At 68.4% G+C, this 13,171-nt stretch carries 16 protein-coding genes and 1 other RNA gene; 9 read left to right on the plus strand and 8 right to left on the minus strand.

Annotated elements, in window-relative coordinates:
* The first annotated feature begins 62 nt into the window (after window positions 1-62).
* The gene (locus LOZ83_RS31065; protein ID WP_236795297.1) at window positions 63-635 is read left to right on the plus strand and encodes a TetR/AcrR family transcriptional regulator; all 573 of its coding nucleotides are present in this window, start codon (window positions 63-65) and stop codon (window positions 633-635) included.
* A 79-nt stretch (window positions 636-714) separates the two neighbouring features.
* Here LOZ83_RS31065 and LOZ83_RS31070 read toward each other — a convergent pair whose 3' ends face one another.
* Complete coding sequence (locus tag LOZ83_RS31070) at window positions 715-1,173, minus strand: MarR family winged helix-turn-helix transcriptional regulator (RefSeq protein WP_236795298.1); 459 nt, start codon at window positions 1,171-1,173, stop codon at window positions 715-717.
* A gap of 98 nt (window positions 1,174-1,271) precedes the next feature.
* Here LOZ83_RS31070 and LOZ83_RS31075 point away from each other — a divergent pair, with 98 nt between their 5' ends.
* The 3 genes from LOZ83_RS31075 to LOZ83_RS31085 all read left to right on the plus strand — a co-directional run bounded on the left by LOZ83_RS31075 (window position 1,272) and on the right by LOZ83_RS31085 (window position 3,508).
* Window positions 1,272-1,991, plus strand: a complete 720-nt coding sequence (locus LOZ83_RS31075) for an SDR family oxidoreductase (protein WP_236795299.1) — start codon at window positions 1,272-1,274, stop codon at window positions 1,989-1,991.
* A gap of 184 nt (window positions 1,992-2,175) precedes the next feature.
* The gene (locus LOZ83_RS31080) at window positions 2,176-2,601 is read left to right on the plus strand and encodes a hypothetical protein (RefSeq protein ID WP_236795300.1); all 426 of its coding nucleotides are present in this window, start codon (window positions 2,176-2,178) and stop codon (window positions 2,599-2,601) included.
* 13 nt (window positions 2,602-2,614) lie between these two features.
* The gene (locus LOZ83_RS31085; protein WP_236795301.1) at window positions 2,615-3,508 is read left to right on the plus strand and encodes an SDR family oxidoreductase; all 894 of its coding nucleotides are present in this window, start codon (window positions 2,615-2,617) and stop codon (window positions 3,506-3,508) included.
* Window positions 3,509-3,592: 84 nt separating this feature from the next.
* Here LOZ83_RS31085 and ssrA read toward each other — a convergent pair.
* Window positions 3,593-3,964: a transfer-messenger RNA gene (ssrA, locus tag LOZ83_RS31090) on the minus strand.
* Between the two features lie 157 nt (window positions 3,965-4,121).
* Here ssrA and LOZ83_RS31095 point away from each other — a divergent pair.
* The 5 genes from LOZ83_RS31095 (at window position 4,122) to LOZ83_RS31115 (ending at window position 8,293) form a co-directional block, all read left to right on the plus strand.
* Window positions 4,122-4,784 carry a sensor domain-containing protein gene (locus LOZ83_RS31095; protein ID WP_236795302.1) on the plus strand — a complete coding sequence of 221 codons (663 nt, stop codon included), beginning with the start codon at window positions 4,122-4,124 and terminating at the stop codon, window positions 4,782-4,784.
* 8 nt (window positions 4,785-4,792) lie between these two features.
* A complete protein-coding gene (locus LOZ83_RS31100) occupies window positions 4,793-5,923 on the plus strand; it encodes a sensor histidine kinase (RefSeq protein ID WP_236795303.1) in 1,131 nt (376 codons plus the stop codon).
* A gap of 54 nt (window positions 5,924-5,977) precedes the next feature.
* Window positions 5,978-6,622 (plus strand): response regulator transcription factor, encoded by a 645-nt coding sequence (locus tag LOZ83_RS31105; protein WP_236795304.1) that lies wholly within the window; start codon window positions 5,978-5,980, stop codon window positions 6,620-6,622.
* Window positions 6,623-6,715: 93 nt separating this feature from the next.
* The gene (locus tag LOZ83_RS31110) at window positions 6,716-6,931 is read left to right on the plus strand and encodes a hypothetical protein (RefSeq protein WP_236795305.1); all 216 of its coding nucleotides are present in this window, start codon (window positions 6,716-6,718) and stop codon (window positions 6,929-6,931) included.
* A 96-nt stretch (window positions 6,932-7,027) separates the two neighbouring features.
* Window positions 7,028-8,293, plus strand: a complete 1,266-nt coding sequence (locus LOZ83_RS31115) for an acyltransferase (protein ID WP_236795306.1) — start codon at window positions 7,028-7,030, stop codon at window positions 8,291-8,293.
* Here the strand turns inward: LOZ83_RS31115 and LOZ83_RS31120 are convergent.
* From LOZ83_RS31120 to LOZ83_RS31145, 6 genes are all read right to left on the minus strand, one after another.
* Window positions 8,283-9,173: an amidohydrolase family protein gene (locus tag LOZ83_RS31120; RefSeq protein ID WP_236795307.1), complete on the minus strand. Its 891-nt coding sequence runs from the start codon at window positions 9,171-9,173 to the stop codon at window positions 8,283-8,285. The two genes, LOZ83_RS31115 and LOZ83_RS31120, sit on opposite strands and share 11 nt — an antisense overlap.
* On the minus strand, window positions 9,170-9,646 hold the full coding sequence (gene smpB / locus LOZ83_RS31125; protein ID WP_236795308.1) for an SsrA-binding protein SmpB: 477 nt from the start codon (window positions 9,644-9,646) through the stop codon (window positions 9,170-9,172). The genes LOZ83_RS31120 and smpB overlap by 4 nt, the downstream gene beginning before the upstream one ends.
* Before the next feature lie 16 nt (window positions 9,647-9,662).
* The gene (gene ftsX, locus LOZ83_RS31130; protein WP_236795309.1) at window positions 9,663-10,559 is read right to left on the minus strand and encodes a permease-like cell division protein FtsX; all 897 of its coding nucleotides are present in this window, start codon (window positions 10,557-10,559) and stop codon (window positions 9,663-9,665) included.
* Between the two features lie 58 nt (window positions 10,560-10,617).
* Complete coding sequence (gene ftsE, locus LOZ83_RS31135; protein WP_236795310.1) at window positions 10,618-11,307, minus strand: cell division ATP-binding protein FtsE; 690 nt, start codon at window positions 11,305-11,307, stop codon at window positions 10,618-10,620.
* 87 nt (window positions 11,308-11,394) lie between these two features.
* Window positions 11,395-12,498, minus strand: a complete 1,104-nt coding sequence (gene prfB, locus LOZ83_RS31140) for a peptide chain release factor 2 (RefSeq protein WP_236795311.1) — start codon at window positions 12,496-12,498, stop codon at window positions 11,395-11,397.
* Window positions 12,499-12,566: 68 nt separating this feature from the next.
* Entirely contained in the window at window positions 12,567-13,067 is a 501-nt protein-coding gene (locus LOZ83_RS31145) for a PadR family transcriptional regulator (RefSeq protein WP_236795312.1), read from the minus strand.
* Window positions 13,068-13,171 lie beyond the last annotated feature (104 nt).

A 13,171-nucleotide genomic window follows, 5' to 3' on the forward strand; every position in this document is an offset into this window, starting at 1 on the left:
CTCCGCGCAACCGGAGCATTTATCCATTCGGATTACTCATCCGTCTACCGTACGATGAGCGCGTGAAATCGAGGGGTGAACCGCCACTACGTGCGGACGCGGCGCGCAACCGCGAGCAGGTGCTGCGGATCGCGCGCGAGCAGTTGGCCGCCGGTGACGACTCGCTCCAGCTCAACACTATCGCACGGCTCGCGGGCGTCGGCGTCGGCACCGTCTATCGGCATTTCCCGGGCCGGCAGGCCTTGCTGGAAGCGCTTTCCAGTGCGTCGCTGACGGAATTGGCGTCCCGCGCGGAAAGCGCGGTAACGGCGAACAATTCGTTAACCGAATTGCATGAATTATTACGCTACGCACTCGCCCGGACACTGAGCGAACCCGGTTTCGCGACGGTTCTGGCTTCGCCGACCACAGTGGATCAAGATACCGCGAACCAGAAGTCCCGGTTGGACAGAGCGCTGGGCAAACTGCTGCGCCAAGCGAAACAACAGGGCCAGGTCCGCGACGATGTGCGGCCGGCGGACCTGCGCCGCCTCATTGCCGGCACCACCTACGCCCTGACCTGCGGCCCCCACCCCCCACGACTGGTCAAGACCTACCTGCAAACCCTCCAGTCCGGCCTCCGCCCCCCGACCTGACCCCCGCCCCGCTGATGCTGGTCACACCACACGAGTTGTTGAACACCGTCACCTGAACGGAGCCCTCAGCTGAGCGGATTCATGCCTCGTCGAGCAGGGTGTCCCGTGTCGCGGCGAGGAGGGCCATGAGGGTGTCGAACTGCTGTGGTCCGAGCAGCTCGCGAAGCCGGTCCTCGGCGGCGAGTTCGCGGGCGACGGCCTCGACTGAGGCTTCGCGACCGGCAGGGGTGGCGTGCAGTGCGACCGTGCGGCCTGATCCGACCCGCCGTTCGATGTAGCGGAGTTTCTCCAGCCGGTTGGCCGCCTGGCTGATGGCCTGCTGGCTCTTGCCCAGCCGGGAGGCGATCTCGGTCACGGTCACTCCGGGCTCGGCCACGACCGCGTCGAGCAGGTGATTCAGCGGCAGCGAGAGCGACGTGCCGGCGAGAGCGGCATCCCCCCGCCGCTCGATGAGCACGCTGACCTCCCGGAGGCGACCGCGCAGTAACGCCGCGAGAGCCGGGCCGGTCGCCGTGTCGTCGGTCGATGTCGCAGTCACGTCTCCAGTCTACCCACCCAACATGAACTTGTGTACACAAGACGTTGTGTTAGGGTCGTGGTCTCCCCCTGGGGTCCGCAACGGATTGGACGAACACGATGACTCTGAAGCTGGACAGGCACATCGCGATCCTCGGCGGCAGTTCCGGGATCGGCCTGGCAACCGCCCGGTTGGCGGCCGAGCGCGGGGCCCGGATCACGTTGGGGGGCCGCGACCAGACGCGCCTGAAGGCCGCAGCGGACCAGACCGGGGCGACGGCCATCCCGGTCGACGCCGAGGACATGTCCTCGCTAGCCGGATTCTTCCGCGCGGCCGGGCCGATCGACGATCTCGTCATCACCCTGACCCGCCGCGGCCACCGATCGTCGCGCGACGCGGATCACCTGGGACTGGCCGACCTCGCCGGCTCCTTCGCAGGCAAGGCGATCGCCACGTTGCGCGCGGTCGGCGAGTCGCTCGACGCGCTGTCCGAGGACGGTTCGATCACGATGACGGGCGGTGTCACCGCGCAGGCCGGCTTCGCCGGCACGGCCGAACCCGCCGCCGTCAACGGTGCCGTGGAAGCCGCGGTCGCGCCGCTCGCGCGGGAGCTCGCCCCACGTCGCGTCAACGCCGTCTCGCCCGGGGTGATCGTGACCGAATGGTGGGACTCGCTGGGCGAGCACCGTGAAACGGCATTCGAAAACTTCGCCCAGCAAACACCCCTGGGCCGCAACGGTCGCCCGGAAGATGTCGCCTCGGCGATCCTCGCGCTGATCGACAACCCGTTCATCACCGGCGTGGTGCTGCCCGTCGACGGCGGAATTCGCCTGACCTGAACCGCAGGAAGGAGACACCACGATGGACAAGGCGAAGGTTGTACACCGGCGACGCGGCCGATTCCTCAGAGCGGAGGCTGGCCACAGTGCCCTGGGCGGACGCGGCGGCCACGGCGCTGGCTCGCTATCGCCAGCAGCAGCCGGGCGTCGAGGACTCCAGGCTCGCGATGAAGGTGTGCAACAGGTGCGCGAGCTCGTTTTCGATCGCTCGGACCTTCAGGTGCGGATTGTGCAGAACACCCTCGATGGACAGCGCCTGCCACGTCGCCTACGCGGCCGGACTCGCGCACGGGACACGGCGCCTGCACACGTTCCTCCACGGGCAGGCACTGCCCGGTGGCAGGACACCGCGCACGCCTCGGCCGGCGCGCGGCACACCAGCGCGCTGTTCGCCCGGTACGACCACGAGGTGGTCGAGGTGACCCGCACCGAGGACTCCTTCGGGTCCGTCGGCGAGCAGTCACCGCCCACTCAGGCGTACTTCGACGGATTCATCGACGGTTACAAGACCGTCGACCCCCGGCTCTCTCACGCCGAGGAGTTCCGCCGCGAACGCCCGGACGGCACGACCGAATTCGTCGTCCGCTTCCGGTACACGCCCGAGAAATAGATAGGAACCACATATGCGCGTATTTGTGACCGGAGCGACCGGGTTCGTCGGGTTAGCCACGGTATCGGAGCTGATCAGCACAGGTCACGAGGTGATCGGACTCAGCCGGTCCGACGCCGGCGCCGAGACCCTCATCCGCACCGGAGCCACGGTCGCTCGCGGCGACGTCAACGACCTGCGACGGCTGCGCGAGATCGCCTCCGGCGCCGAGGCCGTCATCCACACGGCGTTCAATCACGACAGCTCAGCCGACGTGCGACAGGAAAGCGAGAACGACCGGAAGGTCATCGCGACCCTCGGCGCTTCGCTCCCCGGGCCACACGCGCCGCTCATCATCACCTCCGGCACCGGCCTGGCGCAGTCCGCCACCGGTGGCCCGGTGACCGAGACCGACCCCCACGCCCCGTCGTCGGTGTTCCCCCGCGCAGCCTCCGAAGAGGCCGCCGAGGCCCTCATCGAACAAGGCGGCAACGTCATGGTGATACGGCTGCCCCAGGTACACGACACCCACCGCCAGGGCCGCATCCTGCGGCACATCCAACTGGCCAAACAGCAAGGCAGCGTCGCCTACATCGGCGACGGCACCAACCGGCTGCCCGCCGCCCACGTCACCGACGTCGCCCGGCTCTACCGGCTGGTGCTGGAAAACGGCCAACGAGGCGCCCGGTACCACGCCGTGACCGAGCAAGGAGTGACCCTGCGCGCGATCGCCGAGGTACTCGGCACCCAGCTGAGACTGCCCGTCCAATCCCTCACACCCCAGCAGGCGCAGGCGTACTTCGGGCCACTACTCCAACTCGCCGAAATGGACCTACCCGCCTCCGGCACCGAAACCCAGCAACGACTGGACTGGAACCCCACCGGCCCGGACCTGCTCACCGACCTCCGCAGCACCGACTACGCCTGACTTTTTCAGGTCGAAGTAGACAACAAAAAGAAACCCGGACTCTCGGCACTTGTCCCAAGTGCCGAGAGTCCGGGTTGTGAAACGTTGTGGAGGTGCCGGGAATTGAACCCGGGTCCTCTGGCGCCTCACCAAGGCTTCTCCGTGCGCAGTTCGCTATGTCTCTACTCGGCCCCACCGTTCTCGCGAACAAGCCGGTGTGACGGGCCCAGCCGCTGTGGTTTTCCCGTCCGGTCCCCGCGGCCGGGTCCGGACGGTGAGCCTCCTAGCTGATGCCGGCTACCGGGGCGGAGGCGCCCCCGGGCCGACAGACACGCACTCGCTCAGGCGGCGAGGGCGTAGTCGCGCTGACTATTCGTCTTGGCGCTTATTTGGTTGCGATGACGCTTACGGTGGTCTCTCGCCTGCACCGGCACGCTTCCCTTGACTCAACGTCCAAAGTCGAAACCGTTCACCCCCTGGTGATGTTTGATCTGACCCAGTGTAACGCGTCGGGCAAGCCGGTTTGTTCCTGGCGGTAGGGCTGGCCCTACCCCGGAGATGCCCGGTTTCCCCATGGTTCTCCCACCGGAGGCGCAGGAAGCTGGTTCCGTCATCCCCGAAGGAAGGAACCATCATGCACGCGATCCAGGACGGGACGAGGCCGCGCCCGTCGGCCGCCGGTTCGCTGGGGTATCTACTGCTGAACCTGCCGGTGGGCATCGCCGGGTTCGTCGCCGTGGTGACGCTGGTGTCGGTGGGCGTGAGCACGGCGATCGTGTGGGTCGGGGTGCCGGCGCTGGCCCTGTTGTTCCTGGGCTCGCGCGCCGCGGCCCGGTTCGAGCGGGCACGGGCGCACGCCCTGCTCGGCACCTACATCGCGACGCCGTACCGGCCGCTGCCCGCGACGGGCTGGCAGGCGCGGTGGCGTGCTCGGCTGCTCGACGGCGCGACCTGGCGGGATCTGGGCTACTTCGTGCTGCTGTTCCCGCTCGGGGTCGCCGAGTTCGTCATCGTCGTGACGTGCTGGTCGGCGGGGCTGGGCCTGGCCACGCTTCCCCTCTACATCCATTACGTGCCCGGGGACCCGGTCGTGTTCTTCGACCATGTCCTGGTCGGCGACGTGGTGCACGCCCTGCCGTTCGCGGTGGTGGGCCTGCTGATCCTCGCGCTCGCCGTCGTGCTGACCCGCTCGATGGGCGTGGCGCACGCCGTGTTCGCGCGGTCGGTGCTGGGCCCCGGTGCGCGGGCGCGGCGGCTGGCCGAATCCGATGACCTGCCGCTGAGCGCGGTGGCATGATGACCGATATGGCCGCAGATCGGGCGCCCCTCGAACAGCCGCGCCCGAAGGCGGTTCGCACGATCCTGTACATGATCGGCGGCTTCTTCCTGCATCTCGCGCAGTTCATCCTGATCGTCACCGGGATCGCGGTCGGCATCGGCACGGTGGTCATCTGGGTCGGCATCCCGATCCTGATCGCGACGACGAGCATCGTGCGCGGTTCGGGGAATCTGGAGCGCCGGTTCGTCCGCGGAATGCTCGATACCCCGTTGCCGCCGGTCGAGCGAGCCCCGGTCGAAGGCGGGCTGGTGCGCCGCTGGCGGTACCGGATGGTCGATCCGACGACCTGGCGGGATCTGGGTTATGTACTGGTCACCTTCCCGTTGAGCGTGCTGGAAGGCCCGATCGGGATCGCGTCGATCGTGCTGCTGCCGATCGCGATCTGGGTGGCGCCGTGGATCGGCTGGCTGCACGGCTCGATGGCGCTGGCGCTGCTGGGCCCGAACCGCGCGAAGCGGCTCGAGATCAAGGCGCAGCACCTGCAGGCGTCGCGGGCGCGGGGGGTCGACGCGGCGGAGGCCGAGCGCCGCCGGATCGAGCGCGACCTGCACGACGGGGCGCAGCAACGACTCGTGTCGGTGGCGATGAGCCTGGGCCGGGCGAAGAACAAGCTGGACAAGGACCCGGAAGCGGTGCGGGCGCTGATCGACGAGGCCCATCTCGACGCGAAGCTCGCCGTGTCGGAACTGCGGGATCTCGCGCGCGGCATCTACCCGGCGGTCCTCGGCGACCGTGGTCTGGACGCGGCCTTGTCGGCGCAGGCGGCGAAATCGCCGATCCACGTCGACGTGGCGGTGGACGTCGAGCCGCGCCCGCCGGCCGCGGTCGAGACCATCGCGTACTTCATCGTCGGCGAGACTCTGACGAACGTCGCGAAGCATTCGGGCGCGACCGAAGCGGGCGTCAAGGTCTGGCGGACCGAGGACAAGGTGGTCGTCGAGATCACCGACAACGGCCACGGTGGCGCGGAGGTCCGGCCGGGCGGCGGGCTCGCCGGGCTCGCCGACCGGGCGGCGACGATCGACGGGGTGATCACGGTGGTGAGCCCGGACGGCGGCCCGACCATCATCCGAGCGGACCTCCCGTGCGCGTGGTAAGCGATTCGTGAGTTGAATGGCGGCTGACACTCACGAATCTCACCTGGGGGCCGCATGCGTGTGGTACTGGCCGAGGATGCCGTTCTGTTGCGCGCGGGGGTGCAGCGGCTGCTGGCCGACGAGGACATCGAGACCGTCGCCGCCGTCGACAACGGCGACGATCTCGTCCAGGCGGTCACGACGCACCGGCCGGACATCGCCATCGTCGACGTCCGGATGCCGCCGACCTTCACCGACGAAGGGCTGCGTGCCGCCCTCGCCGCCCGCGTGTCCGTGCCCGGCCTGCCGGTGCTGGTGCTTTCGCAGTACGTCGAGGAGAGCTATGCGGTCGAGCTGCTGTCCGGTGGTGCGGGCGGTGTCGGGTACCTGCTCAAGGAGCGGGTGGCCGACGTCGGCGATTTCCTCGACGCGGTGCGCCGGGTCGCCCGTGGCGGCACGGCGATCGACCCGGAGGTGATCGCGCAGTTGATGGCACGAGGTCGCAGGAACCCGCTCGACAGCCTGACCGCACGCGAGTCCGAGGTGCTCGGACTGATGGCGCAGGGCCTGTCGAACACCGCGATCGGCGCCAGGCTGTTCGTCTCGCAGGGTGCCGTGGAGAAGCACATCGGCAACATCTTTGCGAAGCTCGGGCTCGAAGCGAGCCCGGAGGAACATCGCCGGGTGCGCGCCGTGCTGACGTATCTCGGGCGGGCTTGAACATTCTCACCCGATCCGAGGGCCCCACGGCGGCGTTCGCTCGCCTATCCTGATCGGACGTCGCCACATCGACAATTTCCGGAGGGGGAACCGATGAGCGAGGTGAGTGTCCGTTTCTTCGGCGGTCCCCTGGACGGAAGGGTGCAGGCCCTCGGGGACGCGGAACCGGTGTCCGGCACCGTGATGCGGCACGTCCACCTGCACGACGGCCCGAAGATCGAGACCCACTACCGCCTCGGCTACAGCACCGAAGCGGGCTGGGAGTACCGCCTCTGCGGGCTCGCGACGCCGGAGGTCGACGAGGTCTAGTAGGGCTGCCCCTACCCTGTCCAGGCCTGGAAACCGGCGGAAAGACGGCGGTTCGCCCGGCTGTCTGAAAGCGCTTGCCCGACCAGGCTTCAAGCCATGCAACGAAGCCAGCGGGACACTTTCCTCGACGTCGTACGCGCCGGCGCGATACTGGCGGTGATCTCCCAGCACTGGCTGATGCCGGTGCTCAGCTACTCGGGTGGCCGCCTCGCGACCGGTAACGCGCTCGCCACCCCGGGCTGGGCGGCGATCACGTGGCTCTCCCAGGTGATGCCACTCGTGTTCTTCGCGGGCGGCGCGGCGAACTACATCTCGCTGCACCGCGCGCCATCGTCGCGGGATTGGCTCGCCGGCCGGATCGGCAGACTGCTCTTACCGGTCCTGCCGCTGGCCGCGGTGTGGCTCGTCGCACCATCGCTCCTGCGTGACCTCGGCGCGCCCGAACAACCCGTCGAAGTGGCGGGCGCGATCGCCGGGCAGTTGCTCTGGTTCCTCGCCGTGTACCTGCTGACCGTGCTCGCCACTCCGCTCATGGCCGCCGCGCATCGCCGCTGGGGGCTCGCGGTGCCGGCCGTGTTGGGCGGTTTGGCTGTCCTCGTGGACGTCGCCCGGTTCGACGGCTTCGGCCTGGTCGGCTATCTCAACGCCGTCTTCGTCTGGCTCGCCGTGCACCAGCTCGGATTCCACTACGTCGACCGCGGACTCGGTGCCCTGAACCGGAAATCCGCGCTCACGCTCTCGGCGGCGGGCTTCGGGGTCACCGCGCTGCTGGTGGCGTTCGGCCCGTACCCGATGAGCATGATCGGCATGCCCGGTGCGCCGGTGTCGAACATGAGCCCGCCGACCGTGGTCCTGCCGAGCCTCGCCGTCGGCCAGATCGGCCTCATCCTGGCGATCCGTCCCCAGCTGCGGGCGCTCGCGGCCCGCCCGGCGGCCGGTGCCGCGCTGCGCTGGATCGGCGCCCGGTTCATGAGCGTCTACCTGTGGCACATGCCGGCGCTCGTGGTGGTCGCGGGGGTCAGCGTGCTGGCATTCGGTTACGCCACACCGGAACCGGGCTCACCGGAGTGGTTCGCCGCCGCGCCATTGTGGTTCGCCGCAGCCGCGACCGTCCTTTTCGGTCTGTTGCGGGTGTTCGGCCGGTTCGAGACGCGACGGCTCCCGATGACCGTGCCGGCGCCGATGCCGCGGCTGGTCACCGCGGCCCTGCTCGGTTCGATCGGCCTGCTGGGTCTGGCGGCGCGCGGGTTCACCACGCCGCTGGGCGGCAACGTCCTCGACGGCCCGATCCCGTGGGCGACGCTGGTGTTCACCGGCTTGCTGCTGGCCTCTCGCCGGAGCCTGGTGGTGGTCAGAGACTGAGCAGTTTGGCCGGAGTGTCGTGCAGCACGGCACGCAGGAACGGCTCGCCGAGGCGATCGTCGGCCGCCCAGCCGGCGATCGCCCGCAGCTGGGTCGCATAGGAGTACGGGATGTTCGGGAAGTCCGTGCCCAGCACGATCCGGTCGGCGACATCGGCGAGTCGGTCGGTCCAGTTTCCCGGCAGCGGCATCAGGTTCTCGGTGAACGGCACGCCGACCATGGTCGTGTCGAGATGCACCCGCGGATACCGCGCCACGAGTTCGAGCGCCGTCTCGTACTCGGGCATCGCCGCATGCGCGAGCACGGCAACGAGCCGCGGATGCCGCGCGAGCACCTCGCAGAACACGTCGAGCCCGGTGAACACGCCGCGTTCCGGGCCGTGCCCGGCGTGCACCACGACCGGCACGCCGGCGTCGGCGATCGCGCCCCACACCGGGTCCAGCAGCGGATCGCGCGGATCGTAGGCGCCGACCTGCACATGTGCCTTGAAACAGCGCGCACCCGCGCGCAGCTCACTGTCCACATAGGACGCCGCCGAGGGTTCGGGGAAGAACGTCGAGGTGCGCACCGAGGCGGGCACGCGCTCGGCGAACTTCGCGAGCCAGCCGTTCAGCCACTCCGCCATCCCCGGCTTGTGCGGGTACGCCAGCGGCGCGAACCTGGCCACGCCGAACGACTCCAGCAGCGCTATGCGGTCAGCCTCCGGCTGCCGGTACCAGACCGGCCACGGCGAACCGAGCCGCTCCTCGATCTCGTCGAAGTACGCCCAGACCTTGGTCAGCATCCGTTCCGGCAGGAAATGCAGGTGCAGGTCGACCAGGCCGTCGAGGCCCAGCCCCCGCACCCACCCGGCGATGTCCTCGTCGCGCTCCGGCGTCAACGACGACCCTTCAACGCCCGCCCCACGGCGCGGGTCATCTCGCGCTGTGCGTCCCGTTTGGCCAGGTCCTGGCGCTTGTCGTAGGCCTTCTTGCCCTTCGCGAGCGCCAGCTCGACCTTGACCTTGCCGTCCTTGAAGTACAGCGACAGCGGGACCAGGCTCAGCCCGCTCTCCTTGGTCTTGCCGATCAGCTTCTCGATCTCGCCACGGTGCAGCAGCATCTTGCGGTGCCGGCGCGCCTCGTGGTTGGTCCAGGTGCCGTGCTCGTACTCGGGGATGTGCAGGTTGCGCAGCCAGACCTCGCCGTCGTCGACCGTCGCGAACGCGTCGGCCAGCGACGCCCGGCCGGCGCGCAGGCTCTTCACCTCGGTGCCCACCAGTACGAGGCCGGCCTCGTAGGTGTCGAGAATCGACCAGTCGTGCCGTGCACGCCGGTTCGACACGATCACCTTGTGGCCACGTTCCTTGGACATGAGATCCAGCTTAACGTCAGTGTCGAACGTATAGCCGCAGCGTGACGTACCCCGTGCTGGCCGAGATGAGGACCGACGCGAGCAGCAGCCAGGGCGAGGTCACGATGATGTCCAGGACCTCGATCTTCGGGATGATGCCCGAGGTGACCTGCAGGATCCGGTCGAGGAACGCGAACTTCAGCGCGATCAGCCCGCCGACGGCGAGCGCCCAGCCGACGATGCCCGTCATCACCGCCTCCAGCAGGAACGGCAGCTGCGTGTACCAGCGGGTCGCACCGACCAGGCGCATGATGCCGACCTCCGTGCGCCGGGTGAACGCCGAGATCTGCACCGTGTTCGAGATCAGCAGCAGCGCCGCGAGCGCCTGGATGAGCGCGATGACGAACGTGCCGTCCCGGACCGCGCCGAGCAGGCCGAAGAACCGGTCCAGGAACTGCTTCTGGTCCTCGATCCGGTCGACGCCCGGGCTCTTGCCGTACTGCTGCTGGATGATCTCGCTGCGGCTCGGGTCGTGCAGCTTGATCTGCAGGGACGCCGGCAGCGCCTCGGGACGCGCGGACTGCACCAGGATCGGGTTGTCCTGGAAGATCTTCTTGAACCGCGCGTAGGCCTGGTCGCGGTTCTCGAACACCACGGACTCGACCGCCGGGTTGGCCTGGATCTGCTGGCGCAGGCTCCGGCACGGGTCCTGCGAGCAGTCCTTGTCGTTGGTGCTGACGTCCTGCGTCAGGTAGATCGACACTTCGACGTCGGCGAGGTAGTCGACCTGCATCTTGTCGATCGTGCGCACGATGAGCAGACCACCACCGAGCATGCCGAGCGACACCGCGGTGGTGATGATCATCGCGATGGTCATCGTGACGTTCCGGCGTAGACCGGTGAAGACCTCGCTGAAGACGAAGCTTGCGCGCATCGGGGGTCGGATCCTTGTGTCGGGGGAAGGACAGGGCGGGGACCTTGTAGCGGGGGAACTACCGGCCTACGCCGTACACGCCTCGGGCGTCGTCCCGGATCACCTTGCCGAACTGCAGCTCGACGACCCGGCGCCGCATCGAGTCCACGATGGAATGGTCGTGGGTCGCCATCAGCACGGTGGTGCCGGTGCGGTTGATGCGTTCCAGCAGCAACATGATGTCCTGGCTGGTGTCCGGGTCCAGGTTCCCGGTCGGCTCGTCGGCCAGCAGCACCAGCGGCCGGTTGACGAACGCCCGCGCGATGGCGACGCGCTGCTGCTCACCACCGGAGAGCTCGTTGGGCATCCGGTCGGCCTTACCGTCGAGCCCGACGAGTTCGAGCACCTCCGGCACGACCTTGCGGATGGTGTGCTTGGGCTTGCCGATGACCTCGAGCGCGAACGCGACGTTCTCGGCCACGGTCTTGTTGCCGAGCAGCCGGAAGTCCTGGAACACGCAGCCGATGGTCTGCCGCAGCCGGGGGATCCTGCGGCGGGCCATCTTGGCGACGTCGAAGTTGGACACGTACACCCGGCCCTTGCTGGGCACCTCCTCCCGCAGCAGGAGCCGCAGGAAGGTCGACTTCCCCGATCCCGAAGGACCGATGAGGAAGACGAACTCGCCCTTGTCCACGTCAACAGACACACCGTCGAGCGCGGGACGTGTCGACGTCTTGTAAATCTTGGACACACTGTCGAGCCGGATCACGGTGGGCCATCCTACTCATGGGCTCCGTTAAGCCCGGGTAGGCATCGTCCCCGTTTTGGCGCAGAACCCGCTCACTAGCAGTGATCGCTACGCCGCGGCGGTCTGTTTCCGCCAGCGGATCCCGGCTTCGAGGAAGCCGTCGATGTCGCCGTCGAGCACCCCGCTCGGGTTGCCGACCTCGTACTCGGTGCGCAGGTCCTTGACCATCTGGTACGGGTGCAGCACGTAGGAGCGCATCTGGTTGCCCCAGCTGGAGCCGCCGTCCTTGAGCGCGTCCAGCTCGGCGCGCTCCTCTTCCTTCTTGCGCAGCAACAGCCGTGCCTGCAGCACCTTCAGCGCGGCGGCCTTGTTCTGCAGCTGCGACTTCTCGTTCTGGCACGACACGACGATGCCCGTCGGCAGGTGGGTGATGCGCACCGCCGAGTCGGTGGTGTTCACGCTCTGCCCACCGGGGCCCGACGAGCGGTACACGTCGACGCGGATGTCCTTTTCGGGGATGTCGACGTGGTCGACTTCTTCCACTTCGGGCAGAACTTCGACGTGTGCGAACGACGTCTGGCGGCGGCTCTGGTTGTCGAACGGCGAAATCCGCACCAGCCGGTGCGTGCCCTGCTCGACCGAGAGCGTGCCGTAGACGTAGGGCGCGCTCACCTTGAAGGTGGCCGATTTGATGCCGGCCTCTTCGGCGTAGGAGATGTCGTAGACGTCGGTCGGGTAGCCGTGGCGTTCGGCCCAGCGCAGGTACATCCGCATGAGCATCTCGGCCCAGTCGGCGGCGTCGACCCCACCGGCCTCGGAGCGGATGGTGACGACGGCGTTGCGGTCGTCGTACTCGCCGGACAGCAGCGTGCGCACCTCGAGGGCGTCGATGTCCTTCGCCAGCTGGGTGAGCTCGGACTCGGCCTCCGTGCGGCTGCCGGCGTCACCCTCGGCCTCGGCCAGCTCCCAGAGCACTTCGAGGTCGTCGAGGCGGCCGCGGAGATCGGTCACGCGGCGCAGCTCGGCCTGCCGGTGGGAGAGCTGGCTGGTCACCTTCTGGGCCGCCTCCGGGTCGTTCCAGAGGTCGGGCGCCGACGCCTGCTGCTCGAGGTCGGCGACCTGGGCACGCAGGCCGTCGAGGTCCATGACGGCCTCGACCTGTGCCAACTTGCCGGCAAGGTCCTTCAGGTCGGTTTCGAACTCAGCACTCACAACCCTCAAGGCTACGGCAAGGGCCACGACCGGTTACGAGCGAACCGGTCGTGACGCGCCGTAGCTGCTCAGGCCTGCGGGATACCGTCGACCAGCTTGAGCGCGGCCCTGGCGTGCGCCTGGCCGAACTCCGCCACGGCCTTGACGTACGGGTCGGTAGCGGCTTTGACCGCGGCCTTGGCCTCGTCGAGTTCCTGGCCGTACGCGGTCCGGGCGGCCTCGATCAGCGAGCTGCGCTGCTTCGCCGTCAGCGATCCCGCGTGCACGAGCCGGAGGATCAGCGGGCTGCGCAGGTGATCGGGGCCGGCGTCGGAGCCGAGCCACGTCCTGAAGGCCTTCTTGCCGGCGGCCGTGATGGCGTACTGCTGGCTGGAGCGGGGACCCTGCTTGCCGAGCCGGACGAGCCCTTCCTTGGCGAGCGCGGGCAGTTCCCGGTAGACCTGGCTGCGGGTGACGCTGAAGAACGCGCCGAAGCGCTCCTCGGCGCTCGCGACCAACTGTCCCCCGGTCGCCGGACCGTCCTGGAGCAGACCAAGCAATGCCGCTGCTGTCGCATTCAGTTCAGACACACCCTCACCGTCCCACTTTTCGGCCGTTCTGTCCACAGTGGCCACCAGCTCCGTCCACAATGGTCACTGAAATCCGCCATCCGGCCCAACCCACGGTGCGCCAC

Origin of the sequence: Amycolatopsis sp. GM8 (assembly GCF_021653975.1) — a bacterium.
Taxonomy (GTDB): Bacteria; Actinomycetota; Actinomycetes; order Mycobacteriales; family Pseudonocardiaceae; genus Amycolatopsis_E.

Bases quoted from the DNA above. Each gene is read 5' to 3' on its own strand.
- LOZ83_RS31075 (WP_236795299.1), top strand. From the start codon at position 1,272: ATGACTCTGAAGCTGGACAGGCACATCGCGATCCTCGGCGGCAGTTCC.
- LOZ83_RS31085 (WP_236795301.1), top strand. From the start codon at position 2,615: ATGCGCGTATTTGTGACCGGAGCGACCGGGTTCGTCGGGTTAGCCACG.
- LOZ83_RS31095 (WP_236795302.1), top strand. From the start codon at position 4,122: ATGCACGCGATCCAGGACGGGACGAGGCCGCGCCCGTCGGCCGCCGGT.
- LOZ83_RS31100 (WP_236795303.1), top strand. From the start codon at position 4,793: ATGGCCGCAGATCGGGCGCCCCTCGAACAGCCGCGCCCGAAGGCGGTT.
- LOZ83_RS31105 (WP_236795304.1), top strand. From the start codon at position 5,978: ATGCGTGTGGTACTGGCCGAGGATGCCGTTCTGTTGCGCGCGGGGGTG.
- LOZ83_RS31110 (WP_236795305.1), top strand. From the start codon at position 6,716: ATGAGCGAGGTGAGTGTCCGTTTCTTCGGCGGTCCCCTGGACGGAAGG.
- LOZ83_RS31115 (WP_236795306.1), top strand. From the start codon at position 7,028: ATGCAACGAAGCCAGCGGGACACTTTCCTCGACGTCGTACGCGCCGGC.
- smpB (WP_236795308.1), bottom strand. From the start codon at position 9,646: ATGTCCAAGGAACGTGGCCACAAGGTGATCGTGTCGAACCGGCGTGCA.
- ftsX (WP_236795309.1), bottom strand. From the start codon at position 10,559: ATGCGCGCAAGCTTCGTCTTCAGCGAGGTCTTCACCGGTCTACGCCGG.